Origin of the sequence: Curtobacterium sp. MCSS17_005, assembly GCF_003234225.2 — a bacterium.
Classification (GTDB): Bacteria; Actinomycetota; Actinomycetes; order Actinomycetales; family Microbacteriaceae; genus Curtobacterium; species Curtobacterium flaccumfaciens.
In genome coordinates this window covers 1,641,249-1,667,766 of sequence record NZ_CP126258.1, presented here as the reverse complement: position 1 = coordinate 1,667,766, position 26,518 = coordinate 1,641,249, and the positions used below count along the sequence as shown (strand labels likewise).

Annotated in this window: 20 protein-coding genes, 2 pseudogenes and 1 other annotated feature; of the genes and pseudogenes, 8 read left to right on the top strand and 14 right to left on the bottom strand. The window is 66.6% G+C overall.

Annotated features, from left to right (window positions below):
- Nucleotides 1-3: 3 nt before the first annotated feature.
- The 6 genes from DEJ20_RS08010 to DEJ20_RS07985 all read right to left on the bottom strand — a co-directional run bounded on the left by DEJ20_RS08010 (nucleotide 4) and on the right by DEJ20_RS07985 (nucleotide 5,866).
- Nucleotides 4-1,314, bottom strand: a complete 1,311-nt coding sequence (locus DEJ20_RS08010; protein WP_258377251.1) for a Glu/Leu/Phe/Val family dehydrogenase — start codon at nucleotides 1,312-1,314, stop codon at nucleotides 4-6.
- Between the two features lie 153 nt (nucleotides 1,315-1,467).
- Entirely contained in the window at nucleotides 1,468-2,775 is a 1,308-nt protein-coding gene (locus DEJ20_RS08005) for a flavin-containing monooxygenase (RefSeq protein ID WP_111236397.1), read from the bottom strand.
- A 100-nt stretch (nucleotides 2,776-2,875) separates the two neighbouring features.
- A complete protein-coding gene (locus DEJ20_RS08000) occupies nucleotides 2,876-3,751 on the bottom strand; it encodes a substrate-binding periplasmic protein (protein WP_111236396.1) in 876 nt (291 codons plus the stop codon).
- A gap of 35 nt (nucleotides 3,752-3,786) precedes the next feature.
- On the bottom strand, nucleotides 3,787-4,434 hold the full coding sequence (locus tag DEJ20_RS07995; RefSeq protein ID WP_111236395.1) for an amino acid ABC transporter permease: 648 nt from the start codon (nucleotides 4,432-4,434) through the stop codon (nucleotides 3,787-3,789).
- Nucleotides 4,434-5,069, bottom strand: a complete 636-nt coding sequence (locus DEJ20_RS07990) for an amino acid ABC transporter permease (RefSeq protein ID WP_146245484.1) — start codon at nucleotides 5,067-5,069, stop codon at nucleotides 4,434-4,436. Before DEJ20_RS07990 ends, DEJ20_RS07995 begins: the two co-directional genes overlap by 1 nt.
- Before the next feature lie 5 nt (nucleotides 5,070-5,074).
- Nucleotides 5,075-5,866 carry an amino acid ABC transporter ATP-binding protein gene (locus DEJ20_RS07985; protein ID WP_111236393.1) on the bottom strand — a complete coding sequence of 264 codons (792 nt, stop codon included), beginning with the start codon at nucleotides 5,864-5,866 and terminating at the stop codon, nucleotides 5,075-5,077.
- A gap of 259 nt (nucleotides 5,867-6,125) precedes the next feature.
- Between DEJ20_RS07985 and DEJ20_RS07980 the strand changes: the two genes are divergently transcribed.
- From DEJ20_RS07980 to DEJ20_RS07970, 3 genes are all read left to right on the top strand, one after another.
- Nucleotides 6,126-7,313, top strand: a complete 1,188-nt coding sequence (locus DEJ20_RS07980; protein WP_111236392.1) for an FAD-dependent oxidoreductase — start codon at nucleotides 6,126-6,128, stop codon at nucleotides 7,311-7,313.
- On the top strand, nucleotides 7,310-8,554 hold the full coding sequence (locus DEJ20_RS07975) for an allantoate amidohydrolase (protein ID WP_111236391.1): 1,245 nt from the start codon (nucleotides 7,310-7,312) through the stop codon (nucleotides 8,552-8,554). Before DEJ20_RS07980 ends, DEJ20_RS07975 begins: the two co-directional genes overlap by 4 nt.
- A gap of 75 nt (nucleotides 8,555-8,629) precedes the next feature.
- Nucleotides 8,630-9,325, top strand: coding sequence for a GntR family transcriptional regulator (locus DEJ20_RS07970; protein WP_111236390.1), 696 nt, complete (start codon nucleotides 8,630-8,632; stop codon nucleotides 9,323-9,325).
- On the opposite strand, the gene DEJ20_RS07965 is transcribed toward DEJ20_RS07970, so the two are convergent.
- Both DEJ20_RS07965 and DEJ20_RS18080 read right to left on the bottom strand, forming a co-directional pair.
- On the bottom strand, nucleotides 9,322-9,447 hold the full coding sequence (locus tag DEJ20_RS07965; protein WP_258377250.1) for a hypothetical protein: 126 nt from the start codon (nucleotides 9,445-9,447) through the stop codon (nucleotides 9,322-9,324). The two genes, DEJ20_RS07970 and DEJ20_RS07965, sit on opposite strands and share 4 nt — an antisense overlap.
- A 45-nt stretch (nucleotides 9,448-9,492) precedes the next feature.
- Nucleotides 9,493-9,828: pseudogene (locus DEJ20_RS18080) on the bottom strand (HutD family protein); the annotation flags it as partial.
- A gap of 49 nt (nucleotides 9,829-9,877) precedes the next feature.
- Between DEJ20_RS18080 and DEJ20_RS07955 the strand changes: the two are divergent.
- The 4 genes and pseudogenes from DEJ20_RS07955 to DEJ20_RS07940 all read left to right on the top strand — a co-directional run bounded on the left by DEJ20_RS07955 (nucleotide 9,878) and on the right by DEJ20_RS07940 (nucleotide 14,654).
- Nucleotides 9,878-10,633 (top strand): SDR family NAD(P)-dependent oxidoreductase, encoded by a 756-nt coding sequence (locus DEJ20_RS07955; protein ID WP_111236388.1) that lies wholly within the window; start codon nucleotides 9,878-9,880, stop codon nucleotides 10,631-10,633.
- Nucleotides 10,634-11,032: 399 nt separating this feature from the next.
- Nucleotides 11,033-12,328, top strand: a pseudogene (locus DEJ20_RS07950) (SulP family inorganic anion transporter); the annotation flags it as partial.
- Nucleotides 12,329-12,435: 107 nt separating this feature from the next.
- A protein-coding gene (locus tag DEJ20_RS07945; RefSeq protein WP_258377248.1) for an IS3 family transposase occupies nucleotides 12,436-13,538 on the top strand; the annotation gives its coding sequence in 2 pieces (ribosomal slippage) (nucleotides 12,436-12,718 and nucleotides 12,718-13,538; 1,104 coding nt in all).
- Nucleotides 13,426-14,654, top strand: a protein-coding gene (locus DEJ20_RS07940; RefSeq protein ID WP_258377247.1) for an IS3 family transposase whose coding sequence is annotated in 2 segments (ribosomal slippage) — nucleotides 13,426-13,705 and nucleotides 13,705-14,654 — 1,230 coding nt in all. Because the reading frame shifts where the segments join, the coding sequence is not laid out codon by codon here. The genes DEJ20_RS07945 and DEJ20_RS07940 overlap by 113 nt, the downstream gene beginning before the upstream one ends.
- Nucleotides 13,704-13,817, top strand: a sequence feature (AL1L pseudoknot). (Overlaps the previous gene by 114 nt.)
- Before the next feature lie 643 nt (nucleotides 14,655-15,297).
- Here the strand turns inward: DEJ20_RS07940 and DEJ20_RS07935 are convergent.
- The 5 genes from DEJ20_RS07935 to DEJ20_RS07915 all read right to left on the bottom strand — a co-directional run bounded on the left by DEJ20_RS07935 (nucleotide 15,298) and on the right by DEJ20_RS07915 (nucleotide 22,933).
- Nucleotides 15,298-16,149: an RES domain-containing protein gene (locus DEJ20_RS07935; RefSeq protein ID WP_111236384.1), complete on the bottom strand. Its 852-nt coding sequence runs from the start codon at nucleotides 16,147-16,149 to the stop codon at nucleotides 15,298-15,300.
- A complete protein-coding gene (locus DEJ20_RS07930; protein WP_111236383.1) occupies nucleotides 16,146-16,523 on the bottom strand; it encodes a hypothetical protein in 378 nt (125 codons plus the stop codon). The genes DEJ20_RS07935 and DEJ20_RS07930 overlap by 4 nt, the downstream gene beginning before the upstream one ends.
- 383 nt (nucleotides 16,524-16,906) lie before the next feature.
- Nucleotides 16,907-19,705 carry an alpha/beta fold hydrolase gene (locus DEJ20_RS07925; protein WP_111236382.1) on the bottom strand — a complete coding sequence of 933 codons (2,799 nt, stop codon included), beginning with the start codon at nucleotides 19,703-19,705 and terminating at the stop codon, nucleotides 16,907-16,909.
- Between the two features lie 649 nt (nucleotides 19,706-20,354).
- Entirely contained in the window at nucleotides 20,355-21,872 is a 1,518-nt protein-coding gene (locus DEJ20_RS07920) for an MFS transporter (protein ID WP_111236381.1), read from the bottom strand.
- Nucleotides 21,873-22,231: 359 nt separating this feature from the next.
- Nucleotides 22,232-22,933 (bottom strand): hypothetical protein, encoded by a 702-nt coding sequence (locus DEJ20_RS07915; protein ID WP_111236380.1) that lies wholly within the window; start codon nucleotides 22,931-22,933, stop codon nucleotides 22,232-22,234.
- 809 nt (nucleotides 22,934-23,742) lie between these two features.
- Between DEJ20_RS07915 and DEJ20_RS07910 the strand changes: the two genes are divergently transcribed.
- Nucleotides 23,743-24,087, top strand: a complete 345-nt coding sequence (locus DEJ20_RS07910) for a histone-like nucleoid-structuring protein Lsr2 (RefSeq protein ID WP_111236378.1) — start codon at nucleotides 23,743-23,745, stop codon at nucleotides 24,085-24,087.
- 141 nt (nucleotides 24,088-24,228) lie between these two features.
- On the opposite strand, the gene DEJ20_RS07905 is transcribed toward DEJ20_RS07910, so the two are convergent.
- The gene (locus tag DEJ20_RS07905; RefSeq protein ID WP_181431633.1) at nucleotides 24,229-26,307 is read right to left on the bottom strand and encodes an AAA family ATPase; all 2,079 of its coding nucleotides are present in this window, start codon (nucleotides 26,305-26,307) and stop codon (nucleotides 24,229-24,231) included.
- Between the last annotated feature and the right edge of the window lie 211 nt (nucleotides 26,308-26,518).

Here is a 26,518-nt window from a genome sequence, read left to right as displayed (position 1 = left end):
CGATCAGGGGTAGAGGCCGCGAAGACGGTGCGCATCCACCACGCGTTCGACGGCGACGGTCATCGCGGACTGACGCAGCGTCCGACCGGACCGTTCGGCGCCGCCGAAGACGCTGTCCCAGCTCTCGTCCATCCGGCTCCGAAGGCGTCGTTCGACATCGGCGATGTCCCAGCGGTACGCCTGTTGTGCCTGCGCCCACTCGAAGTAACTGACCACGACACCGCCGGCATTGGCGAGGATGTCCGGAACGACGAGCACGCCGTTCCGGTTCAGGATCTCGTCGGCCTCGGGCGTGGTGGGACCGTTGGCACCCTCGACGACGATCCCTGCCCGCACCCGTGCAGCGTTGCCGACGTGAAGGGCACCCTCCACTGCGCAGGGCGCGAGGACGTCGACGGGCAGTTCGAGGAGCAGGCCCGCGTCGATCGGCTCGGCTCCGGGAAACCCGACGACCGTGCCTGCCCGGGCGACGTGTGCGGTGAGTGCGGGGACGTCAATCCCCCGGTCGTCGTGGACGGCGCCGAACTGGTCGCTGACGGCGACGACGTCGACGCCGGACTCGGCGAGGAGCCGCGCGGCTCCGGCCCCGACCTTCCCGAACCCCTGCACCGCCGCGGTACGACGACCACGGGTCCGTCCACGGGCGGCGAGTGCGCGGAGCGCGATGACCGTAACGCCGAGGCTCGTTGCGTCCGCACGCCCGAGCGAGCCGCCGAGGGCGATCGGCTTGCCGGTCACGGCACCGGGCATCGTCGCACCGCGCCCGGCGGAGACGGTGTCCATGATCCACGCCATCGTCTGCTCGTCGGTGCCGATGTCCGGTGCCGGGATGTCGCGGTCCGGGCCGATGAAGTCCCCGAGCTCGTGGGCGTACCGCCGGGTCACGCGTTCCAGTTCCGATCGGGAATACGCGGTCGGATCGATGGTCACACCGCCCTTCGCACCCCCGTACGGGACGTCGACGAGGGCGCACTTCCACGTCATCCACATCGCCAGTGCCCGGACCTCGTCGAGATCGACGTGCGAACTGAACCGCACACCGCCCTTGGCCGGGCCGCGGGTGGTGTTGTGCTGGACCCGGTACCCGGTGAAGACGGATACCGATCCGTCGTCTCGGCGCAACGGGACGCTCACGGTCAGTTCGCGCCGCGGTCGAGCGAGCATCGCGTGCTGCCCGGTCGACAGATCGAGGTGCGTCGCGGCTTCGGCGAGCTGCTGCTGTGCCGCGGCCCAAGGAGTGCTGCGCACGGTCGCGGTGCGGAACGGTTCCGGGCTCGTGTCACCGACGATCGGGATGGGCTGGGTGAGCGTCAACGTCTGCTCCTGCTTGGTGGATCCGGTCGGGGCGGGTCGTGGAGGGAGATCGTCAGAGTGGTCAGTTGTAGCCGAGGACGATGTGCTGGTCGGCCTCGGTCGTCACCGGGACCGCCGTCGGCCGCGGCTCGGCGGCGGTCCCGGTGTCGAGGGTCATGCAGTCGCGCCCGCCGCTTCGACACGGTCGAGCTCACGTGCGTTCTCGTACGCGTCGAAGAGCCGTTCCGTATCGGCGAGCATGTCGAACCACTCGTTGCGGACGATGTCGATGCGGTCCTCGTCTGCCTGGAGTCGGCCGAGGTAGTCGGCGACGCCGGCGGAACCGTCCGCTGCCGCCTCGTGCAGCGCGAGCACGCGGGTCGCGAGCTTCGCCTGCACCCCGTACACCGGGATCTGTGGGCCACGGGGCGCAACGAGCCCGATGTAGTACAGCTTCTCCAGGCCCTTCGGGATCAGCCCACCAGCGTGCCGGAGCGGGATGTCGCTCCTGCGTTCGATGAGCGATTCGTCGAGGAACGGCAGGCTCGCCTTGAAGCCCGTCGCCCAGAGGATGGTGTCGTACTCCTTGGAAGACCCGTCGGTGAAGTGCACGGTCTTGTCCTCGATGCGCGCGATGCCCGGGCGGATCTTCACCCGACCGTGCTGGACCCAGAACAGGAGCAGGTCGTTCACCGTGGTGCGGCCTTCGGCGAGGGTCTTTGCCTTGGGTTCCGGCATCCCGGGGTAGTCCTTCCACTCGCCGATCGAGACCTTCGCGAGCATCCGGGCGATGAAGTCCTGCTCTTCGGCGCTGAACTCGGCGAGCCAGGGCATGACCTGGCGGGGCACGCCGAAGTAGGACTTCGGCTGGAAGAAGATCCCTTCGCGGATCACGATGTCCACATCGAGGCGGTGCTGCGCAGCGTCGACAGCGAGGTCGCAGCCGGAGTTGCCGGCGCCGACCACGAGGACCCGTTCACCATCGATGTCGCTGGGGTTCCGGTACGAACCGGAGTGGACCTGCTTCCCGGTGAAGTCCGCTCCGACGGCCGGGACCTTCTGGTCCCAGAGGTGCCCGTTCGCGACGAACACCCCGTCGTACTCGATCTGTTCCCCGGACGAGAGGGTGACCGTCCACCCCGCGGAACCGACGGCACCGCCGGTCGGGATCGGAACCACGGACTCGACGGCGACACCGAACTGGATCAGGTCGTAGAGCCCGTGGTGCTCGGCGTACGACTCGAGGTACTTCCGGACGAGGTCGCGACGCGGGAAGTGCGGGTAGTCCTCCGGCATCGGGAAGTCCTCGAAGTGCGTCTGATCACGCGCGGTGATGAGGTGCAACGCGTCGTAGTCGGTGTGCCAGTGCCCGCCGACTCGGTCGGTCTTCTCGTAGCAGTCGGCGTCGTAGCCCGCCTGCCGGAGCTGCTGGAGGGTGGAGATCCCGGCGGCCCCCGCGCCGATGACGCAGTAGCGAGTCATGTTGATGGTCCTTTCGAGCATGCTGCGACGACGGCGGCGCCGGTCGTCGGTGGGTGGTGCGCCGCCGCCCGGGAGATCCAGCCGGGCGGCGGCGGGTCTTCTAGAGTTCGTACGGGTCGCCGACCTTGGTGATGGTCTCGTTCACGCCGTACTTCTTCACGATCTTCTCGACGGTGCCGTCTTCGCAGAGCGCCGAGATGTCCTCGTTGAGGGCATCGGTGAGGTCGCTGTTCTTCTTGCTCGTCGGCCAGTTCACCTGACCGGGCTTGTCCGTCTCCGGGATTCGGTCGTCCGCGGTCAGCGGCACGATCTCCGCGCCCTTGACCGGCTTGCTCTCGAACCGCGCGGTCGTCGAGGCGACGTTGTCGATGATCGCGTCGACCCGGCCTGCGGCGAGATCGCTGAAGGCGGACTCGCCGTCCTGGTACACGGTGAAGTCGTCGCCGAACACCTTCTGGAACCCGTCGTTCCAGAGGTTGCCCGCGACCGAGCCGATCTTCTTGCCGTCGAGGTCAGCGACGGTCTTGTAGCCGGCCTTCGAGACGATCGCTCCCTGGTCGAGGATGATGGGGTCGCTGAGCGAGACGACCTTCGCCCGGGCCGTGGTGCGCCACCAGTCACCGGCCGCGAGGTCCGCCCGCCCTGACTGGACCGCGGGGATGGCTGCGCTCGCGCCGCCAGAGGAGAGCACGCTCAGCGAGAGGCACTCGCGCTTCGCCACGGCCTTGAGCAGCTCGCCCTCGATGCCGGAGACGGAGCCACCCTTGAGCTCGGTGTAGGGAGCGAAGTCGTAGGTGGCGACGGTGAGCGTCCCGGAGGCGATCGTGGTGAAGTCGTGTGCCGGCTTGCAGTCCGGGTCGACGCCGCTCGCTGCGTCGGAGCTCGACGCGCAGCCGCTGAGGGCGAGCGCCGCGGTGGCGACGAGGACGGTGGATCCGAGGAACGTGCGCCGGGTACGGCGGAGGGTGCGGGACATGCTGCTTCCTTCTCTTACGGGGATTCGGGAGGGTGCTAGACGTGCCGGTTGAGTCGGCGCTCGACGAGGCGGACCAGGCCGAGCACGATGAGGGTGACCGCGGCGTACATGGCGGCGGTGAGACCGAAGACGCTGAGGTACTCGAAGGTGATCGAGCCGAGCTCGTAGGCCTTCGACATGAGCTCGGGGACCGCGATGACGAACGCGAGCGAGCTGGCTTGGAAGATCGTGACGGCGAGGCTCGCCAGTGGCGGGACCGAGATGCGCATCGCCTGCGGCAGCACGATGTGTTGGAAACCGGTCCAGCCGTTCAGGCCGGAGGTGAGTGCCGCCTCCCGCTGCCCGCGGGGCACGGCTGCCAGACCTGCACGGAACAACTCACTGGAGTACGCACCGGTGGTCCAGACCATCGAGATCACGGCCGTGACGAACGCCGTCAGGGTGATCCCGGCTTCCGGGAGTCCGAAGTACATGATGTAGAGGAGCACCAGGGCCGGGGCTCCTCGACCGACCTCGACGACGAGGAACGAGATCAGTCGGACCGGCACGAAGCGGCTCTCCCCGATGACCGCGAGCAGCAGTCCGAAGGGAAGCCCGATGAGGAGGCAGAGGCCGGTCAGCCGCAAGCTGATGAGCAGCCCGGGACTGAGCCTGGGGGCCCATTCGATCCAGTCCTGCAGCATCAGGCGACCTCCAACTTCGCACGCATGCGTCGGTCGACGCGTCGGGTGGCGATGGCCAGCGGAATGCTGATCGCGATGTAGAGCAGACCGGCGATGCAGAACGCGAGCAGGCCCTGGTGGGTGCTCCGAGCGGCGAGGTTCGCCTGGAAGGTGATGTCCTGGACGCCGATCGTCGATGCCAGCGCGGAGTCCTTCAGGAGGGCGATCGCGTAGGTGGTGATGGCGGGCAGCGTCACGCGGAACGCCTGTGGGGTGATGATCGTGAGTGTCGTCGGGGCGAACCGCATGCCGAGTGCTGAGGCTGCTTCCCACTGCCCGGTCGGGATACTGAGGAGACCGGATCGGTAGATCTCTGTCATGTACGCCGAGGAGATCACCGAGAAACCGACGACCGCTGCGGTGAAGGTGTCGAGGCGCAAGGCGAACTGCGGGAGCCCGAAGTAGATCAGGAACAGCCAGGTGATCGGCGGGATCGCACGCACCAGGTTCACGTACGCGCCGGCGACGGCGCGGATCCAGCCGATCCGCGACCGGCGTGCGGCGACGACGGGCAGCGCGATCAGCGATCCGATCAGGAGCGAGAGCGCGGTCACCCACAGGGTCATACCGATGCCAGACAGGATCTGGACGAACATCGGCGTCACCGGTCCAGCACGGCGCGGAGGAACCGGCGCGTTCGCTCGTGCTGCGGATCGGTCATGACCTGTTTGCTCGGCCCGGTCTCGACCACACCGCCGTCGGCCATGACCATCACGCGGTCGGAAACGTCGCGGGCGAAGTGCATCTCGTGCGTCACCACGATCATCGTCATTCCCTCGTCGGCGAGGTCCCGCATCACGGCGAGGACCTCGAGACCGAGTTCCGGGTCGAGTGCGGAGGTCGGCTCGTCGAACAGCATCACCTTCGGCGAGAGCGCCAATGCTCGAGCGATCGCGATGCGCTGCTGCTGGCCGCCGGACAGCCGGGCCGGGTGCTGATCCGCCTTCTCCGCGAGTCCGACCCGGTCGAGCAGTCGTCGGGCGACGTCGGCGGCTTCGCTCTTCGAGGAACCCAGGACCTTCCGCTGCGGGAGCGTGATGTTCTCCAGCACCGTGAGGTGCGGAAAGAGGTTGAAGCCCTGGAAGACCATGCCGGTGACCCGCCGGAGGTGCTCGAGGCTGGTCTTGTCCGGCTTCTTGGCTCCGGCCTCGACGCGAGCGCCGCCGATGGTGATCGTCCCGGCAGTCGGTGTCTCCAGGTAGTTGAGGCAACGGAGGAAGGTGCTCTTCCCCGCGCCGGACGGCCCGATGATCGAGACCACTTCGCCCTCGTGCATCGAGAGGTCGACGCCGTCGAGGACCGCGTGATCACCGTACTTCTTGCCGAGTCCGGAGACGTGGACGCCTCCGGTGACCGGGAGTGGGGACGTTTTCGTCCCGAAGGTGAAGACCATTTCGCTCGCCCTTTGCGGTAGTGGGTTAGCGCTTCCGAACTGATGCGCTACCGCCGTGTTGGCACCACTGAAGCATGCAACAGATGTGATAACAAGTGACGGTTCGCTCTCGAAACGGACCGTTTACAAGCCGGAAACAGGCTCGTTCTCCCGCTTCAAATCAACGATCCGAAGGAATAGCGCCGGACTGAGAAAACGTGGTATCACAATCATCACGGCCTCGATCGTTTGATCACACGGCCACGGATCGGAAGGCGTCATGGAAGACTTCGTCGTCATCGGAGCAGGGCTCGCCGGAGCAGCGACCGCGATGCAGCTGGCCGCGCGCGGTCACTCGGTGACCGTGCTCGAACGCACCACGCCTGGCAACCACGAGGGGAGTTCGCACGGTTCGGCCCGGATCTTCCGGTACGCGTACCCGCAGCGGCTCTACGCGGAACTCGTCGTCCGTTCACGCTTCGGATGGGATCTCCTGGAGGAGCAGAGCGGTCGGTCGTTGATCACTCCCACCGGATCGCTGGACCACGGGGAGCTCCGTCCTGTGCAACAGATCGCGGAGACGCTGGACGCCGTCGGTGTCGAGCACGAGCTGCTCTCGGCCGCGCAGGCGGCGGAACGCTGGCCACATCTCCGGTTCGACACCGACGTGCTCTGGCACCCGGCCGCCGGCGTCCTCGACGCCATCGGCACGGTCGAAGCGATGCTCGACGTCGCACGGAGCACCGGGCGCGCTCGTGTGCTGAACGGCTGGGAGGTCCGCCGCGTCGAACGCACGTCGACGGGTTTCCGCATCCACGGAACCGCAGGATCGACGGTCGACGCCTCTCGCATCGTCGTGACCGCCGGTGGCTGGCTGCCAGCGCTGATCGGGGACCTCGCGTTGCCGAGCGCCTTCGTCGACGCCTTCCCCGCACTCCAGGTCCGGCAGGAGCAGGCGGTGCACTTCCCCTACCGCGAGCAGGAGACGGAGTCGACGAGCGCGGACGGCACGGCGACGGTCCGAGACTGGCCGACCTTCATCTACAAGGGCACGGACATCCAGGCCTACGGCCTCCCCGGAGGACGGGATGCGGAGCACCACGGCCAGAAGGTCGCGGAGTTCAACGGCGGCAAGGTGATCTCGTCGGCGTTCACGCAGGACGGCGTCGTCGACCCGGCCGCGCGTGCCCGGATCGTCGCGTTCGCCGAGCGTTGGCTCCCCGGGGTCGACCCGACGCCGTACGCGGAGACGACGTGCCTCTTCACGAACACCCCGAACGAGGACTTCGTGTTCGACTCCGTCGACGGGGTCACTGTCGTCTCGCCCTGCTCCGGTCACGGCGGCAAGTTCGCACCACTCATCGGCAAATTCGCCGCTGACCTCGCACTCGGGACAGGCGATGTCCCGGACGTTTTCCGGGTCAGCGCACACACGAACGCCAAGGCGTACACGGGTGCCGGCGCATGAGCGTCGAATCGCTCTTGTCCGACATCCGCGACATCGGCCGCGACCGCACCCGCGGCGGGTACTCGCGCCCGGTGTACTCGACGGCCGAGCTGGAGCTCCGCGAGTGGTTCATCGCAGCCGCGACGTCCCGCGGGCTCGCGGTGGAGACCGATCGGAACGGTGTGATCTGGGCTTGGTGGGACGTCCCCGGCGGGGACCGCACCGGTGCGATCGTCACCGGAAGCCACCTCGACTCCGTCCCCGGCGGCGGCGAGTACGACGGCCCACTCGGGGTCGCGTCAGCCCTCGCCGCCATCGACACGCTCCGCGCGACCGGGACGGTTCCGCCGAGGGCGATCGCCGTCGCCGTGTTCCCCGAGGAAGAGGGGTCCGGATTCGGAGTCGCTTGTCTCGGATCCCGGCTGCTCACCGGAGCGATCACACCTGATCGTGCCCGCAACCTGCGCGACGACTCCGGTGCCACCTTCGCCGAACGCTCTGCCGCGGCTGGTGTCGATCCCCGGCACATCGGAACCGACCGCGACGCGTTGGCACGGATCGGCACGTTCATCGAACTCCACGTCGAGCAGGGCCGTGGGCTCATCGACCTGCGGCAGCCGATCGCGATCGGGTCCTCGATCCTCGGACACGGGCGCTGGCGGATCTCCATCAGTGGCCAGGGCAACCACGCTGGCACGACCCACATGGTCGACCGTCGTGACCCGATGATCCCCGCGGCGAAGCTCGTCCTCGCGATCCAGGAGATCGCCGCGGGCACACACGACGCTCGTGCAACAGTCGGTCGGATCGAACCCGTGCCCGGCGGCACGAACGTCATCGCGTCCCGCGTCGACGTGTGGGTCGACGTCCGGCACCCCGACGACGAGGTGACCACCGATCTCGTCGCACGGATCCGACGCCGCGCAGGAGCCCTCGCCGAGGCATCGCGATGCGATGCCGTGATGGTCGAGGAGTCGTTCTCCCCGACCGCCCGGTTCGACCCCGACCTCGCCGCGCACCTCGCGACCGTGCTGCCCGATGCCCCGGTGCTCGACACCGGCGCCGGGCACGATGCCGGCGTCCTCGCGGGGCACGTCCCGACCGCGATGCTCTTCGTCCGCAACCCGACGGGCATCTCCCACTCGCCGGAGGAGCTCGTCGAGACAGCTGACGCGGAAGCCGGCGCGCTCGCGCTCGCGACCGCCCTGACCAACGTCGATGTCGCACACACGATCAGTGTCGATGTCACAGAGAGGAGGTGAAGTGTGGTTCCGTTGACCAGAGCGACACCCGTTGCCCGTCCCCCGGTACCCGCACCACGCGCGCATGGAGACCTCATGACCTCGGATCTCGACCCCCGCCGGACGAAGTCCGGAACGCCGAGCCTCGTCGCCGATCAGGTGTACGAGTTCGTCGAGGGAGAGATCCTCTCCGGCCGGATGCCCGGCGGGACGCGGCTCCGCGTGCGGCAGGTCGCCGAGATGGTCGGCACGAGCGTCCAGCCAGTCCGCGATGCGATCAGCCGTCTCGAGGACGCCGGACTCGCGTCGCGGTCACCCCACAAGGGTGCCGTCGTGAAGCAGTTCAGCATCCCGGAGCTCATCGAGATCTACTCCGTGCGCAAGCTCCTCGAGGAGTCCGCAGCCTTCGACGGGGCGAGTCGGGTGACCGCGGAGGACCTTGCCGTCATGGAGCGCGCGGTGCAGGACATGGAGCGGGCACTCCGCGAGGGACGGGTCCACGACGTGATGTCCCACGACGACGTCATGCTGCGGACCCTGTACCGAGCGAGTGGCAACGCCACCCTGCTCAACCTCATCGACGCGCTCTGGAAGCAGTGCCACTACTACCGGATCATGGCGGCGACAACCGCGTACATGAACGGTGACTACGGCATCTGGCAGACCGAGCGGGACATCGTCACGGCGGTTCGCGACGGAGATCCCCGGACGGCTGCGGATCTGGTCCGCACGTCGATCGAGTCGTTCACGACGGCGCTGCGGAACCGCACGGAGTACTCGGCCGCCGTCTAGTACACCGCTGCCGAGAGCCCCTCGACGACGCTCGGCCCGAGCAGGTCGAGCCACTCGGCCCCGTCACCAGGTTCGAGTGCCACGGCACGCAGGAACCCGCTCGCACCCTGCTGGACGCGCATCGACCTCGAGGTTCCAGCGCCTCCCCGCACCATCAGGTTGACCGCGTGACACGGCCGGTCCAGCTCAACGAGCTCGACCGCGCTCTCCCCGGAGAACTGCAGCACCTTCCCGTGCTGCACGCGCTGGTCGACGCCGTCAATCCGCAGCACGACGGTTCCGCCGACGGGTGAGAACGACCGCCACGCACCGGGCAGCGGCGAGAAGGGCGCAGGCGCAGTGAGTGTCGCAACGCTCAACCGCCAGGGCTGCGCTCTTGGGGTGAGCTGACCGCTCTGCTCCCAACCGACGTACTCGGACGTCGCCCCGGCCCCGTTCGCCCACGGGTCGGGCTCCACCTCCACGAATCGACGTTCCACCGTCACCACGACCACTCCAACCATCCAGCGGACACCGTCCGCACCGGATCATCCCACCGAACGAAGGAACCCCATGACCGACACCATCACCTCCCGTCGTCTCGAAGGCAAGGTCGCGCTCATCACCGGCGGCTCGCAGGGGCAGGGCGCAGCGCACGTCCGCCGGCTCGCCACCGAGGGAGCGACCGTCATCGCCGGGGACATCCAGGACGCCCAGGGCGCCACCTTTGCCGCAGGCCTCGCAGCCGAGGGCCTCCCCGTGACCTACACGCACCTCGACGTCACGAGCCAGGACGACTGGACCAGGGTCATCGAGGAGATCACCGAGGCGCACGGGCGCCTGGACATCCTCGTGAACAACGCTGGGATCCTGCACGAGGTCTCGATCGAACAGGAGACCCTCAGCGCCTTCAACCGGATCCTCGAGGTGAACCTCGCCGGTCCGCTCCTCGGAATGCAGGCGGCACTGCCGCTGCTCCGCCAGCAGGAGGGCGCCTCGATCATCAACACCGCGTCGATCTTCGGCCCGGTCGGCGCGATCAACAACGGAGCGTACTGCGCGAGCAAGGCCGGCCTGATCGGGCTCACGAAGACCGCCGCACTCGAGTTCGCCCCGCTCGGGATCCGGGTGAACGCGCTCTGCCCCGGCGGCGTCGTCTCCCCCATGACCGAGGCCGACCCGCTCGGCGGTGTGGTGCCCGACACCCCGTTCCGTCGTCGCGCACGCGCCGACGAGATCGCCGGTGTCGTCGCGTTCCTCGCGTCCTCCGACGCGAGCTTCGTGACCGGCGCCGAGTTCACGGTCGACGGCGGCTTCACCGCCCGCTGACACCACGACGGACTGGAGGCACGGTGCGGGCCCGCACCGTGCCTCCAGTCCGTCGCACTGTCACGTTCACCACCGAACCGATGCGAGTACGACCGCGACAGCTCTGAACCGCCCTTCGCGCGGTCGGAGGCACGCTTGTCGGTGGGCGTCCGACCCGGTCACCGGGCCTTCAGAGCGGTCGTGCCCCCCCCTACCAACCCTCCCATGGCGGAAAGGTTGGAATGTGCCGGAAGCTCCGAAGCCGCCGGCTGTGCGCGATGACGCGCCCCACGACAGCTCTCGCGGGTGTAGCGCCCGCACCCCCTCACCGAAGGAGAACCGTGACGACCGTCACGCAGTCCGTGCCAGTCCAGGCGCACCACAGTCCAACCGTCCTATCCGCCCTGCGGAACCCGAAGCGGCCGCGCCGCGATGATCTCCGGCGCGACCGGCGCCATCGCCCTCGTCGTCGCACCGGTGATGAAGGAGCACGGCCTCGACTACCTCATCGCCACCGTCCTGCTCGGCGGGGTCTTCCAGCTCATCCTCGGCGGGCTGGGAGCTGCGAAGCTGATGCGCTTCGTGCCGAGGTCGGTGATGGTCGGGTTCGTCAACGCCCTCGCGATCCTGATCTTCACCGCGCAGCTGCCGAACATCATCGGCGTCGACTGGCTCGTCTGGCCGATCACTATCCTCGGCATCGCGATCATCGTGCTCCTGCCCCGGCTCACCAAGGCGATCCCCGCACCCCTCGTCGCGATCGTCGTCCTGACGCTCGTCACCGTGTTCGCATCGATCGCGATCCCGACCGTCGGCGACGAGGGCAAGCTCCCCGACAGCCTGCCGACGCTGTTCATCCCGAACGTCCCGCTGAACCTCGAGACGCTGACGATCATCGCCCCCTACGCACTCGCCATGGCACTCGTCGGGCTCCTCGAGTCGCTGATGACGGCGAAGCTCGTCGACGAAGTCACCGACACCGGCTCCCGGAAGACCCGCGAAGCCCTCGGACAGGGCATCGCCAACATCTGCTCCGGGTTCATGGGCGGCATGGGTGGTTGCGCGATGATCGGCCAGACGATGATCAACGTCAAGGCCTCCGGTGCCCGCACCCGGATCTCCACCTTCCTGTCCGGCGTGTTCCTGCTCGTGCTCGTCGTCGGGCTCGGCGATGTCGTCGCCATCATCCCGATGGCCGCCCTCGTCGCCGTCATGGTGATGGTCTCCGTCGGCACCTTCGACTGGCACAGCATCAAACCCTCCACCCTCAAGCGGATGCCCGTCGGGGAAACCATCGTCATGGTCCTCACCGTCGTCATCGTCGTCGCAACCGACAACCTCGCCATCGGCGTCATCATCGGCATCATCGCCGCAATGATCGTCTTCGCCCGCCGGGTCTCGCACTTCACCTCCGTGACCCGCAGCATCGAGACCACCGAGACCGGCGAGCAGCACGCGCTCTACACCGTCGAGGGCGAACTCTTCTTCGCCTCGAGCAACGACCTCACCACGCAGTTCGACTACGTCGACGACCCCGAGCTCGTCGTCATCGACATGACCCGGTCGCACGTGTGGGACTCCTCCACTGTCGCCGCGCTCGACGCCATCGAAACGAAGTACCACGCGCACGGCAAGCGAGTCGACATCCGGGGCATGAACGAGGCCAGCCAGGCCTTCCATGGCCGCCTCGCCGGGAACCTCGGCGCAGGCCACTGATCCCACTAGATCTCCGCTCGCCTGCCCGAACAGGCGCGGGACTGCTGCAGATTCGGTTGACTCCTTGACAGGTAGGGGCGTTGGCTCCTGCTGGAAGGATGTGCGCCATGGTGAAGGCGTATCCGGAAGAGTTCCGCCGTGATGTGATCGCGGTCGCCCGGAAGGGCGAGACGTCGGTGCGGCAGGTCGCGAAGGACTTCGGTGTGTCCGAGTCCTGCCTGGCCCGCTGGTTGCGGCTCGCGGACCGCGATGATGGCGTCGGTGTCGCGGCGGTGCCGTCGGCGAAAGCGGTGGACCAGGCGGAGCTGCGGGACGCGCAGAAACGGATCCGGCTGCTCGAGCAGGAGAACGAGATCCTCCGCAGGGCCGCGGCGTACTTCGCTCAGTCGCAACTCCCAAAATGATCTACCCGCTGGTCCTCGAACTCGCCGACGGCGGTGTTCCTGTTGCGGTGGCCTGCCGGGTGTTGGGTTTTTCGAAGCAGGCCTTCTATCGGTGGCGTGCTGATCCGGTGACTGAGCGAGACTGGGCGGACGCGCACCTGACCAACGCAGCGATCGATGCGCACCGGGACGATCCGACGTTCGGGTACCGGTTTATCGCCGATGACCTTCATGCTGCCGGCCATCGGGTGTCCGAGCGGCGGGTGTGGCGGTTGTGCTCGCAGCAGCGGCTGTGGTCGCTGCATGCGAAGAAGCGTGGCCTGAACCGGAAGGCCGGGCCGCCGGTGCACGACGACCGGGTCCGGCGTGCGTTCACGGCGCCAGACCTCGACAAGCTCTGGCTGACCGATATCACTGAGCACCCGACTGGTGAGGGCAAGCTCTACCTCTGCGCGATCAAGGACGCCTGCTCGCGCCGGATCGTGGGTTACTCAATCGGCGATCACATGCGGTCCTCGCTCGCCGTCGCGACCCTGCGGATGGCGGTGCACCGCCGGAACCCGACCGGGACGGTCGTCCACTCGGATCGCGGTAGTCAGGACGTATTCAACCGGTCGTCGCAACAGTTGCTTGTTGTGCTGAGCGTAGTTGATCGGCGAAGGTGTTCCGCCCCGGGTCTGATGGAGGCTCTCAATCCACGGGAGGATGAGAGTCATGGGAGCACCGAGGAAGTACCCGGAGGAGCTTCGGGAGCGGGCGGTGAGGCTCGCGGTGGACGCGCGCCGCGACCCGAGCACCAGACCTGGCGCGTTGCGTCGGATCGGTGAGCAGTTGGGGATCAATCCGGAGACGCTGCGGAACTGGGTGCAGCAGGCCGAGGTCGATGCCGGCGATCGGCCGGGTGTCACCTCTGACGACGCGCAGCGGATCGCGGAGCTCGAGCGTGAGGTCCGGGAGCTGCGGCGGGCGAATGCGATTCTGAGGTCGGCGTCGGCTTTCTTCGCGGCGGAGCTCGACCGCCCGTCCAGCAGATGACGCAGTTCATCGATCAGCACAAGCACGAGTTCGGGGTCGAGCCGATCTGCAGGACGTTGCAGGTCGCCCCGTCGAGCTACTACGCCGCGAGGTCGAGGCCGCCGTCCGCGAGGTCGCGCAGTGATGTCGTCCGGAGTGCCGAGATCGTGCGGGTGCATCGATCGAACTACGGCGTCTACGGCGCCCGGAAAGTGCACGCGCAACTGCGCCGAGAGGGCCACCTGATCGCCCGCTGCACCGTCGAACGCCTCATGCGAGCCGCCGGCCTGCATGGCGTGAGCAAACGGAAGGGGCCGAGGACGACGATCCCAGGTCCCATCGGGGATCGGCCCGCGGACCTGGTGCAGCGGGCGTTCACCGCGACAGGTCCGGACCAGCTCTGGGTTGCCGACATCACCTACATCCGCCCCTTCTCGGGCTGGGTTTACGCCGCGTTCGTCACCGATGTGTTTTCCCGCCGCATCGTCGGGTGGCAGCTATCAAAGAACATGCGCACCGACCTCGTTCTCGACGCCCTCGAGATGGGTATCTGGACCCGGCAACGCGACGGCCGAGACCTGTCGCAGCTGGTCCATCACAGCGACCGCGGCGTTCAATATCGGGCCTTTCGCTACACGGACCGGCTCGCCGAGGCTGGCGCGGTCGCGTCCGTCGGGTCGAAGGGCGACAGCTATGACAACGCGCTCGCGGAGGCGGTGAACTCGATCTTCAAAGCCGAACTGATCCGCAACAAGGGGCCTTGGCGTGGCATCGAGGACCTCGAGATCGCGACCGTGGAGTACATCGACTGGTTCAACCACCGCCGCCTCCACGGCGAACTCGGCATGGTCCCACCCGTCGAGTTCGAACACTACCGGCACGACCCCGCTCCGACTACCGTCGAAGCGGCACTACCGAGCCTCTACTAAACCCGGGGCGGAACAACCGGTGTCCGCTTTCGCTGTCAACTCACGGGGGGGGTGCTGCGGGGTCCGCGCGATGTTTCACCGCTGCGCGCCATACCCACGCCGCGGTTTTCGCCTGGCCGCTTCCCCACTCGATTAGCACCGCGTCGTCGGTGGCTGCGATTGCAGCGCATCGCACGCGGATGTCGCGACCGTGCAGCGTTCGGATCCATGCCCACACCGGTCGTGGCGGGTCCACATCGATGACTGGCGCGCGGCGTGCTGCAACGGGAAGCGACACCGCCTCCGGTGGCCGCCACCGGTCAGAACGACGCCGCGCCATCGCTCCCCCGCGGCACCAAACAGCCTGCGACGACGTGGGCTGTGGGGTGCGAGTTGCATGCGGTTGAGGGTAGGGGCGTCCGCCGACGTCGCCGGGCGTAAGGGACGATAGAGGCGTGGCAATTCATCCGGCGATCGTTCTTACCTGCGATGGGTATCAGTGTGGCGAGAAGCTGGCGCTGATCGGCCCGAACGCCGTGAGCTACCACGGTGCGCGCAGTCACGCGGAATCGTACGGCTGGGACTGCTCAGCCGAGCACGTGGACTGGTGCCCGAGCTGCCGCGCCGCGCAAGCATCGTTATGAATCGGTCGTTTCATAACAGATCATCGCAACAACGCGGGAACGCGGCCCCGTGGCCACCGAGCTGTGACGGCCAGGGGACGTCGTCCTAGCGCCGGCGCTTCTAGAACGCGGATGCCGAAGCGGCGGGTCGCGGTGAGGAAGTCAGGGTTGTCGAGCGTGATCGGCTCGGTGCCGGTGACCGTGAGGTCGCCTGCGGCGCGGTCGAGCCAGAACGCTCGGCACCACGAGCCGCCGAACTTGCTTCCGAAGTGGATGCCCATCGGCTGGGAGCCATCATCGAGGCTGGCGTCATGGACGATGTCGGCGATCGCGGTGGTGAGGGCTCGATCGTCGCTGCGCAGCGCGGCGGTCGTGAAGGTGGCGTAGCCGCCGACAAGGAGGTGCGTTGTGAGAATCGGCTCGAGTGCGCTGATCGAATCGGGATGCTCGACGTCGACCAGCCAGCCCGCCGCGGGCTGGCGGATCAGCAATGCGGCGCGGTCGTCTCTCCAAGATCGGGGCAGCGCACCGGTCTGCATGAAGGATCGCTCCTCCCAGTCAGCCGCGACGTCGACGAGGAACTCTTCGAGCGTGAGTCCTAACGCTCGAGCGTCGACCTCGAGCGCGCTTCCGGTCCCGAGCGGCAACTTGAAGCTCGAGAGAACTTCGGCCAACGCTCCCGTGCGAGAGCCCCCGGTGTAGAGCGTCTCGGTGCCCACTGCGTCATAGCGGCCCCAGCTGGAGCGCTCAGTGTGGTTGTCACCAGCATCGTGGCGAGTCGGCGCGGATATCGGGGCGTAGGTGTTCTTCGCAATGCGGTGCCCGATCTCACCAGTGCATGGAAGCAACCGCAGCCCGGTCGCGGTGCATGTCCGCGGTACACGGACGGTCACGCGTCGACAGTGCCGTCGATGAAGGCCTGCGCGGCACGGCCGAGCTGAGCGGCATCGTCGTCACGGATCGCGGTCAAAGGCGTGCGCTCCCCGAGGAAGGGGTTCGCGCCAATGAACCAGGCCCGAGCGACGTGCGCGCCTTCGTGCTCGGCGACGACACCCCACGTCCTCGCCATCAGACGCAGACGGCGTTCGAAGTCCGCGCCAGGACGGGGACCGTCATCCTTGGCCCACTTGATCGGAAGCTTGCGGTCCTTGCTGCCGGTAGCAGCCGCAACCAGAGTCGGACCGAGCGCACCATTGAGCTCCCGGACAAGTTCATGGATATCAAGCCGGGTGACTCGACCATGCTGAACCTCGGTTGCGACCGTCATGCCACCGGTCTTACACCCTTCGCCCACTCGTGCCAGGGAGCCTCGAATCGCTTCCGCCGGACCTTGAACGCATACTCCGGGGAGCAGTTATGCAACAGCCCGTTGCAAAATCCCCTCCCCCGGCCAAGCCGCGGCAGGGGCCCGTGACGCTAGCGGCCGCCCCTATCGCGGGGGCGCCTCGAGATAGTCCCAGCGCTCCCCCAGCAGAGACGGACAACTTCCGTGCTCACGCGACACTGTGCAGCAACCTGGCAGCGCGCGTACCCAGTACTTCAGCTCAGCAAGAGCAGCGGCATAACCAGATACGACCGGCGACGAATCAGATCCGGCGCTGGCGACCCCGCGATAGACCGCCACCCAGCCAGCTAGTCAGCAGCCGCACATCAAGACTCCGCGAGCTTGGACGGTGCCACGGCCAGGCTCTCCGCCATCGCCGCTGCCAGGTCGGCGACGTATGGTTCGCGCAAGACCGAGGTGTGTTCAGCGTGCAGCCGGATCTCCGCGACCTGACCGACCAGGAACGGTGCCCATCGTGCTGCACCAGTGTCGTTGCCGTCCGCGATGACCAGGGTCACCGGTCCCGCGTACACCGGCGGGCGGTAGCGACGGGATACGACGAGGGCGTGGTCGAAGAACGCGCGGAACTGGCGCTGCCCCTTCCAGCGGAACATGCCGGCGCCGTACGTACGAGCACGCCGTCCGAGCTGCCCGAATGGTCCGACGAAGCGCTTCCTGAACGTATCGATCAGGCCGCTGAGGACCCGTCCGAAACCGTTGGTCGATCGTGCCTCGGGCTGCGCGCTGTTCATCACTCCGAACTCAACGGTGTCAGCCTGTTTCGCTGCCTGCTCGGGCAGGAAGGTGTCGAGGAGGACCACTTGTCGTACCTCTTCACCGGCCGCGGTGAGCATCGCCGCCATCTCGAGCGCGACGAGGCCACCGAACGAGTGTCCGACGAGGCTGTAGGGCCCCCGCGGTTGGATGAGCCGCATGAGTTCGGTGTAGCGGCGCGCCATCGCGGGGATGCTCCAATCGGGGACGGAGCGGCGTTCGATGCCGTGCTGCTGGAACGCGAACACCGGGCGGTCGCCCAGGTGCCGCGTCAGCGGGGCGTACGTCAAGGCAAGCGCACCCGCACCGGCGACGCAGAAGAGCGGCTCACCAGTCCGGCCGACACCGCCAGCCAGGGTGACGACGTCCGGATGGCTGGGGACCGCGGCTGCCCCAAGCCGGATCCGCGCGGCAAACAGCCGCACGGTTGGGTAAGCCAGAAGCTCCGACGACGGTAGGTGCACGCCAATCTGATCACCCACGGCTGCGAGCATCTCTTCGGCGGACAGCGAGTCCCCGCCCAATGCGGAGAAGTCGTTGTCGAGGCCCACGGCGGGCAACTGGAGCGGCCCGACGGTGGGCAGTCCGAGCACGTCCGCCCAGATCTGCGCGACCGCAAGCTCCCATTGATCGTACGTGTCCGCGGTGAACGCGCCGACGTCCTCGCCGAGCATCATTGCGAGCGATGGGGCTTCCGGGAGCCTCGCCCGGTCGACCTTGCCGCGTTCGTTTCGAGGCAGGGCAGAGATCGGCACGATGGCTGTCGGCACCATGTAGTCCGGCAGCAGCGCCCGGAGTGCGTTGCGGATCGCGGCGGGCGATGCCGAGCGGCGTCCCTGCCGAGTCACGACGTACGCAACGAGGCGCGTCGGAGCGGGCGGCGCCTTGACAGCGATGACCGCCGCCTCCTGCACGGTATCGACCGTGCGGAGCGCCGCCTCGACCTCGCTCGGCTCGACGAGGTACCCGCGCACCTTCACCGCGTCGTCCGCACGTCCGAGCAAGGTGAGTCGCCCCTCCTCATCGAACCGGCCCAGGTCACCAACCGCCCACGTTGGCGTGCCGTCCTCGGCCACCCCGGTCCGCGTCGCGGTCTGCTCGGGCGCACCCCAGTAACCACTCGTCATCGCGTCCGAGATGCAGATGATCTCGCCGGTCTCGCCGATGTCTGCCAGGGTGCCGTCCGCACGACGGAGATCAACCCGTTTACCGACGACGATCCGGCCGGACGGGATGCTCCGTTCTGGGATCGGGTCCCCCGGCGCGATCTCGTTGACCGCGTAGACGTTCGTCTCGCTGGAACCGGTCCAGTTGAAGAACGAGGCGGTCGCACCGAGCAACGGGCGGAGTGCTGCAACGTCCGGCCCAGTGATGGCCTCTCCCACCGTGGCGACCATCCGGAGCCCTTGCAGTCGCTCCTCGGTCGGGACGAGCGCACCGACGAGGGAGCGAACGAGGTGCGGTGTTGTGTGGAGCGTCGTGAGGCGTGAGGTCGCGATCCAGGTCACGAGCCGGTCGATGCCGGTGTGTCGCGGGTCAGCCAGGTGCACGGACGCGCCAGCGAGCAGCGAGGAGAGAACGAGCATGAACCCGGCCGCGAACCCGTGCGGTAGGACGGAGGCGACCCGGTCCTCTGGAACGAGGCGGAACGTCGCGCGCTCGGCGGCGGCGTCGGCGATGGCCTGACGGTGCGTCATCACCACGCCCTTCGGCGCGCCGGTCGATCCCGACGTGAAGATGATGTCAAGCGCGTCACGACCGCCACGGCTGGCCGCTCCGGGGACCTCCGAGATCTCCGCACCCGACGTTGCGATGCTCCGCGCTTCGGCCAGAAGGGATCCGAACGGGAGGATCATGGCCGGGTCCGCGACAAGAGCTGATGCCTGCTCGGTGTGCTCCTCGTCCGCGATGACGTCGACGATGCCTGCGAGCGAGAGCACGTGCTGGAGGCGCGCATCCGGCAGGAAGGGGTCGAGCGCGACGATGATGCGACCGGCCCGCACAAGTCCAAGCAGCGCCACCACAGAACCAACCCCGTGTGTCACCATCACTCCCACCGGCACGGACGCACCGCCCTGCGCGACTTCGACGCCCCGTCCGCTCTGGTCGTCCGGTGTCAACCGCTCGTGCAGCAGCACTCCGAGCGCACGGGTCACGCGATCAAGTTCACCGTGGCTCATCTCGATGTGCTCATCAGCGACGGCGAGTGCGTCCGGACGTTCCGCAGCAATCACGTCAAGCCCCGCAAGCAGCGACGTGTCCGGGACGACTCCTCCCACGTGCTCCGAGCTCAAGGAATGGGCCGGACTCGCCGCTGCTGTCGCGGTCGTGGTCTCAGTGGAGATGAGCACGCGGTCCCCTCACGGTTCGTTCGTCGAGTGAAATCTCCTGACGCTAACCCCACAGAACCTTCCGACGTGAGGTCGGAATCCCACATACGGCAAGCCGCCAAACGGTGCGACATGCCGCAGGCACCTGCGAACTCGTACTAACCCACGATTCGCGGCAGCGCCCCTGAATGAGAAATCGGTGACCGTGCTTCTCCCCAGACCGGCATCGCCTTACGTCCAGCTGACCCGATTCAGGGAGATCGGGGACTGCTGCTGGTTGGGCTGACTCGCCTTATGTTTGGCGTCGCTCTTGGGCTGTCTGCGTCTGCCGATCCCAGCAGTTGCACCATCCCGTGCTGGCCGGCCGGGCAGTGACTTCATAGGAACTTGGCTGCACAGCACTCCCGCCGGCGGTGGCCACCCGACCTGGCCCGCCTATGCGCTGAGCTGGTGCCCGGACGGTTAGTCGGTCCTGAGGTCGGCGCGGTGGTTGCGAGTTGGTCGGCTACGTTCGGACGCACCGCCGGTCGTACTCGCGGTGTGATCCGACATGGCGGGGGAAGCTGTCGGATGAGAACGGCGAGTGCAGATCGCTCGTCGCCAGCGATCACGCTCACCTCGACCGTTGTCACGCTCCGCTGAGTTGCAACCGTCGCGACTACCCGGACGCTCATGTTCGTTCGTGCGCGTTGACAGTCTCGCTGCGCGCGTCGTGCACCACGAACGGGAGCTCGGACGTGTCCAGGTGCGGGTTGTTGTCCTGGGTGCGAACAAGTTCGCGTGCCTCGTCAGCTGTTTCGACCGCCGGCATCGACCCGGGTAGTGGCCGACGCGACGACTCCTTCATACAGAGCACGCCCACAGCCCCAACCAGGCTTGTCGCCATCAGGAAGTACGCCGGCGCGAGCTCGTCACCCGTCGCAGTGAGCAGCGCCTGCACGATCAGCGGGGTCGTCCCACCGAACACAGCGATTGCGATGTTGTAGGCGAAGCCCATTCCGGCGTACCGCGTCGAGGTCGGAAACAAAGCGGGCAGCGAGGCCGCCTGGTTCGACACCCACAGCGCGGTCATCAATGCCAGGAGCGCGAGGCCGGCAAGCGTCGACCACTGCGCACCGTGCCCGATGAGCATGAAGGCGGGAATGACGAGTACGACGGTCGTGGCGGCGCCGATCCACATCACAACGCGCCGGCCGAGCTTGTCGGACAGCTTGCCGGTGAGGGGCAGCATCACGGCGAGCAGCACGAGCACCGGGATCGTCAGGAGGGTGCCATCGAGCGCCGAGTAGCCGAGCGAGTCGGTGAGGTACGTCGGCATGTACGAGGTCAGGGCGTAGCCGACAGTGTTCGACGCGGCGACGAGCATGATCGCGATGACGATCGGGCGCCAGTGCTGCCGGACCATGGCGAACACGCTCGATGGACGCTGGCCGGAGGCGTCGACGCGGGCGTCGGTGGCTGCCTCCTGCGCGGCCTGGGCCGCCTGGAACACCGGGGACTCCTCGATGCGCAGGCGGAAGTAGATCGCCACGACACCGATGACACCGGCGGCGAGGAACGGGAAGCGCCAGCCGTACGCGGTCATCGCCTCGTCACCGAGGGTCAGCTGCAGCACCGTCACGACCGAGGCGCCGAGCGCGAAGCCCATGTAGCTGCCGAAGTCGAGGATGCTCGCGAAGAACCCGCGGCGGCGGTCCGGGGCGTACTCGGTGATGAAGGTCGTCGCCCCCGCGTACTCACCACCCGTCGAGAAGCCCTGCGCGAGCTTCAGCACGACGAGGACGATCGGCGCGAACACCCCGATCGAGGCGTAGGCCGGCAACGCACCGATCAGGAACGTCGACGCCGCCATCATGATGAGCGTCGTGGCGAGGACCTTCTGGCGGCCGATCCGGTCACCGAGACGACCGAAGACGATGCCGCCGAGCGGTCGGGCCACGTACGTCGCCGCGAAGACCCCGAGGCTGAACAGGATCTGCACGGCAGGTTCGGCGGTGGGCAGGAAGACCTTCCCCATCGTGACGGCCAGGTAGCCGTAGACACCGACGTCGTACCACTCCATCGTGTTGCCGACGACCATGCCGCTCACCGCTCGGCGCATCATGCTCTTGTCGACCACGGCGACGTCGCTCTCGCGGAGCCGACGGGCGGGCCGGCGGCGCTCGGTACTGCTGGGATCAGATCCCATTCGTCGCTCCTCGCATTGTCGGGCCGGCAATTCCGGCCCGGTCGAACAGCCACCGACGGTAGCGAGATATTGGACTGCTGTCCCCTCCAGCTCAGGCCCTCCTGTGCAAATCGCCGCGGAGGCTGGGGTCAAGTCAGCAGCCTGGTGGGGATCAAGCGGGTTGGTCACATCCCTGTAACGCTTATCTTCACCGTGATACTGCGCTGCCGATCAGGCTTGCAGCTCCGGCACCTGCTTGCAGGGCTGACGGTCGATTTCATCGACGCCTACAGCACGGCTGTCCTGTCTTCAAGCCAAGGGCTCTCGGCGTCTCTCTGGCAGATGCCGCATGAGGAAGCGACCCAGCAGATCCGGCTTGTTCAGGCTGCGGCGTCGTAGCGGAGGAAGACGATTGTCCGCCCGTTCGCGAATCCTGTGAACAGGCCGACCGGACCCGCAGTCCGACCGGCGAGGTCGGCTGCGTTAGCACCCCGGAGCGCCGCCGCCGCACGCCGGGTGACGGCGCTCGTGGTGCCCTCGGCAAGCTGGGGTACCTCGACACCCTCCGGGAGGCGCACCAACGCCGCCACGTAGCTGCCGTCACGGGACGCGGACGACTGCAGTCGCTCCACGCCGTCGGGCAGGCGCACACCGGTGCGTTCCTCGACCGTGCTGAGCGGCGTCCGCGTGCAGAGGCCAATCCGCGCACAGTCACCTAGCGCGCTGACCCGGGTCGCATTCCAGGTCATGCCGGTGATGCCGGCGGCCACGACCGCGAACAGCAGCACCACGAGGGCGACCAGGGCGGACAGCGACCGGAGGACGGAGGGTGGCCGGACGAGGGACACGGCGTCGCACAGCCCGTCCGCTCCGGGCTGAGGACGGAGGGCGGCAGCGGCGAGCACCGGTACTGGTGTGACGTCCGGGAGAGAGGGCGCTCGATCGCCGTCGAAGGGCAGGACGACCAGGGTGGCGTCGTCACGGAACTGCCGTGATATGACGGCCTTCGCACGAGCCTCTACGACGGTGACGGCGTCGATGTCGATCCGGGTCAGGCCCTGCGAGACGCGGAATTTGGGCATCCTTTGAGCATGGCGGGCTGCAGGGCTCCGTAGTGCGGACTGTTGCCGGATCGCAACAGAGTCCCGTGCTGGTGCCGCTCGCACGCGCCTTCCAACCGCTGACGCCTCCCACCGTTAAAGGAGCTCAATGTGACGCGTCCGCACCGGACGCTCACCTGCTCGAAGGGGCACCGGAGGGGTCATTTGACTGGGTGGGTCGGCGGAAGCATCCGACAGTGCTCACTAAACACCGCAGCGGCTCCTTCTGCCCCAAACCGCTCAATCGGCCGGCCGGCGTTCGCGAGGGATCCATGTGGACACAACGGCGCGGCAACTCGGAAGAACCCGCGAAGATCCGCGGAGCGAGCAAACGCGGAGGCCTCGATGTCTCCTCGCACGGCCGCTCAGCCAGGCCGACCGCGACGCGTACCGCGCGGCCGCCGAAAGCCGGTTGCGCGGAGCCCGGACGTCCGTACGCTGCCTCCGGCTCCACGTCCAAAGGAACGACCCCGGAACGGGGCCTGACAGTGCCGGCGCTCGCGCAGGTGCTCGTGGTCGCACTCCCAGAAGTTCGACATCACGTCGGCCGCGATGCGGTCGGCGTCGACGCCGGGCGCGGCGGACTCGGGAAACGTCACGGTCACCGACCTCAGCCTCCCGTTGATCGCCGCGATCGCCGCGTGCATTCTGTCGTTGACCGCCTGCGCTGCCCCTGGAGACGCGTCGAGCACCCCGTCGTCGGACGCCGGGAAGAAGAACCAACAAAGCGATCTATGCGGCGAGCTATGCCAGGGTTGATGTAACCCACAGAGCGAAAGGCGACCCCCACCATGGCGCAGAAAGTCACCACGCACCTCGTCGACGACCTCACCGGCGACATCATCGAAGACGGCAAAGGCCGCACCATCACCTTCGGTTTCGACGGCAGCAACTACGAGATCGACCTGACCGACGACAACGCCGACGCGCTCCGCGAAGCGTTCTCGGACTACGTTGCCGCCGCTCGCAAGGTGAGCGGCCGGTCCGGGCGGACCAGCGGCGGCAGCGCGCCGAAGCGTGGGAACTCGGAAGAGCTCGCGAAGATCCGCGAGTGGGCGAACGCGAACGGCCACGAGGTCTCGTCCCGCGGCCGGATCAGTCAGGTCGTCCGCGACGCGTACGACGCAGCGCACTGACGCCGCTCCCCACGCAGGACAGCCGACCAGCCCCGAAGGGTGGCCGGCTGTCCTCGTTCGTGCCGATACTGAGCTCTTATGTCAACTGGAGGCCACGCGCATCCAAATAAGGCACGAGACAGTATCCGACCAACTAGATAATCAGGGAAATATGCCTGCGAAGATGCTTTCGAGGTCTCCAACGACACCTGCGGCGTCGACCCCATGTCGCGACTCGAAATCGTGCCGAGTCGTCACTTCCCGACAAAACGTCATCGCACTCGAAACCTTGTCGCCGTTGACTGCTGTTTGCGCACAGTAGGCCTCCAGGTCCCCGCGTCGAAGCACAAACACACCTTCGCTCGCCAAAGCCGAGATCAGGTCGTCACGTTTGTTTGCAATCTGCTCGGCCGGCGGGGTGCGAAGTATATCCGTCTTGCTGCGGCTTTCTCCCTGCGCAAATAGCTCGGTCAAGGTGTCCTGCAGCGCAGCGACTGCATCATCATCCCGGTCTGCCTTCCACTCCTCAAACTGCTCCTGGGCGGCGACCCAAAGTTGAGCGGAATTACGCTTCTTCACGATGCCTTTTACTTTGTCACTCTTGACCGTATTCACTGCGGGAAGGTGCTTGGAGACATCATCCATCAATCTGGCATGCTGCTCGCGGAGCGTCACACTATCGGTGAGGTGGTTGAATCCGTCACTCAGTGAGTCCAGATCCGTTATGACGCGGACTTGAACGCCAAACTGCCCAAAAAATGAACGATAGCGCGAGATGCTCCCTTTACCTCCGGTTTTGATGAAACTGACATTGTGCTCGTCGTGATTCCAAGCAGGATTGAGTAGACCCGCGAGATGTGGGAAAGTGAAAGTGTCACTATCCCCCTCGACGAGCACAACGGTTTTGGCGAAGAACGCTGCTTCGTTATTCTCGTACTGCACCATTTGATAAGCATCGCGGTCAGCGAGCTGCAGGTCCACCGGTAGCGCTTCAACGCCGGTTCCCGTCTTCGTTAGCTTGGCGAACCCGTCAGTACTCGGGCCGAAGAATCCGGCCGAGTGTGTCGTGACCAGCACCTGGTGCGCCAGCGCGAACGTGGCCAGAGTGCTCATGAGTTGACGCTGCGCACGAGGATGCAGGAAAAGTTCCGGCTCCTCAAAAAGGAGAACGCAGGGATGGGCCGGAGTCGAACTATCGGGTTCGGATAGGCCACCTGCCCGAAGTGCGGTGTACGCACGCAAGATCGCAAATAGCACTGTGCGCTTAAGCCCATCTCCCTTGCTCACCAGCAACCCGTCATGGCCGTCGTTTACTCGCAACTCGGCCCCGCCCAAAATGGTCGATAGCGCCGGCGCTGGCACATTCATGGTCAGTTCAACGTCGGGAAAACTTTCCCGAACAAATTGCTGAATGGTTGACTCGATAGCCCTTACCGCGTCGAGTCGTTCGTCTACCAGCGTGCCGTCGTCTGCGAGAATCCGGCTCAGTTTCTTTTGGACCTTCAGAAACTCCTTCGTGATGTCCTCGAACTGGTCTTCAACCTCGGTCAGGAGCAGACCTAGCAGCTTCGCAAATGTTGCAGTCCCCGAGGACCGCGCCTCAACTGAAGCGTCCTTCACGGCTTCAATGTAAATCACTTCAGGGAGAAGGGGCTTGATTGCCTGCCAGATACCGGTCTTGATCACCTGCGGGGCAGGTACGAGCTGTTCGGCCGGCAATGCATCAATCAACGCTTGGAAAGCATCCTTGACGTCGCTCGATTTTGGAGTTGTGTCGAGCACTTCGTCAAGCGCGGGAACTGCACGCACCGCGGCCGAGCGAAGATTAGCTCCACGCAAGTTCTTAATGGCGTCACCAAACGTATCCAGCGACCACATTGGATCACTAGGGACCCAGGCCATATACCGGACTTCCGACGTCGAGTTGGGCTCCTGTCGGCGAATAAGAGTAAGGGAATCATCTTTGATCATCGCCCGCACACTGTCCCGATGCGCTTCGGCGACGCGTTGCAGATCACCTTCGCGAATTTTGTCTATGGTCAAAGCCGCCTGGACGGCGCTGTCTTTCTCACGGAAGTCGTCGCTTGTTAGCTTGCCGCCCTCCAGCGCGAACTGAATAGCGTGCAGCAGACTCGATTTGCCGGCGTTATTTTCCCCGATGATGCAGCCGAAACGAGTCAGTGGCAGCGTGGTATCAGTGTGCGCACGGAAGTTGTTAACCTGAATTTTTGCCAGCTGCACTGAGGCTCCTCGACTCATCGTCGAGCCATGTTGAGGTGGGCTCGAGTATGCCGAGTGTGCATCAAGCCGGTCGGATCTTGAAGTTGCCGCGCCGCTGACGTTCGTCGCTCACCGAGCACCGGCGCTGCCCGTAGTGGCGTTTTGGGGTATACCCCAAGGCCACACCCGGTCCGTCCGGTGATTTACGTGGTTTTAGGGTGCGGTTTCGTCC

What these genes read in the sequence shown, in the direction of transcription:
- DEJ20_RS07920 (WP_111236381.1), bottom strand. Translation starts at nt 21,872, where the DNA reads ATGGGATCTGATCCCAGCAGTACCGAGCGCCGCCGGCCCGCCCGTCGG.
- DEJ20_RS08005 (WP_111236397.1), bottom strand. Translation starts at nt 2,775, where the DNA reads ATGACTCGCTACTGCGTCATCGGCGCGGGGGCCGCCGGGATCTCCACC.
- DEJ20_RS07955 (WP_111236388.1), top strand. Translation starts at nt 9,878, where the DNA reads ATGACCGACACCATCACCTCCCGTCGTCTCGAAGGCAAGGTCGCGCTC.
- DEJ20_RS07910 (WP_111236378.1), top strand. Translation starts at nt 23,743, where the DNA reads ATGGCGCAGAAAGTCACCACGCACCTCGTCGACGACCTCACCGGCGAC.
- DEJ20_RS07980 (WP_111236392.1), top strand. Translation starts at nt 6,126, where the DNA reads ATGGAAGACTTCGTCGTCATCGGAGCAGGGCTCGCCGGAGCAGCGACC.
- DEJ20_RS07915 (WP_111236380.1), bottom strand. Translation starts at nt 22,933, where the DNA reads ATGCCCAAATTCCGCGTCTCGCAGGGCCTGACCCGGATCGACATCGAC.
- DEJ20_RS07990 (WP_146245484.1), bottom strand. Translation starts at nt 5,069, where the DNA reads ATGTTCGTCCAGATCCTGTCTGGCATCGGTATGACCCTGTGGGTGACC.
- DEJ20_RS07985 (WP_111236393.1), bottom strand. Translation starts at nt 5,866, where the DNA reads ATGGTCTTCACCTTCGGGACGAAAACGTCCCCACTCCCGGTCACCGGA.
- DEJ20_RS07975 (WP_111236391.1), top strand. Translation starts at nt 7,310, where the DNA reads ATGAGCGTCGAATCGCTCTTGTCCGACATCCGCGACATCGGCCGCGAC.
- DEJ20_RS08000 (WP_111236396.1), bottom strand. Translation starts at nt 3,751, where the DNA reads ATGTCCCGCACCCTCCGCCGTACCCGGCGCACGTTCCTCGGATCCACC.
- DEJ20_RS07930 (WP_111236383.1), bottom strand. Translation starts at nt 16,523, where the DNA reads ATGACGGTCGCAACCGAGGTTCAGCATGGTCGAGTCACCCGGCTTGAT.
- DEJ20_RS07970 (WP_111236390.1), top strand. Translation starts at nt 8,630, where the DNA reads ATGACCTCGGATCTCGACCCCCGCCGGACGAAGTCCGGAACGCCGAGC.
- DEJ20_RS07995 (WP_111236395.1), bottom strand. Translation starts at nt 4,434, where the DNA reads ATGCTGCAGGACTGGATCGAATGGGCCCCCAGGCTCAGTCCCGGGCTG.
- DEJ20_RS07965 (WP_258377250.1), bottom strand. Translation starts at nt 9,447, where the DNA reads ATGCGCGTCCAGCAGGGTGCGAGCGGGTTCCTGCGTGCCGTGGCACTC.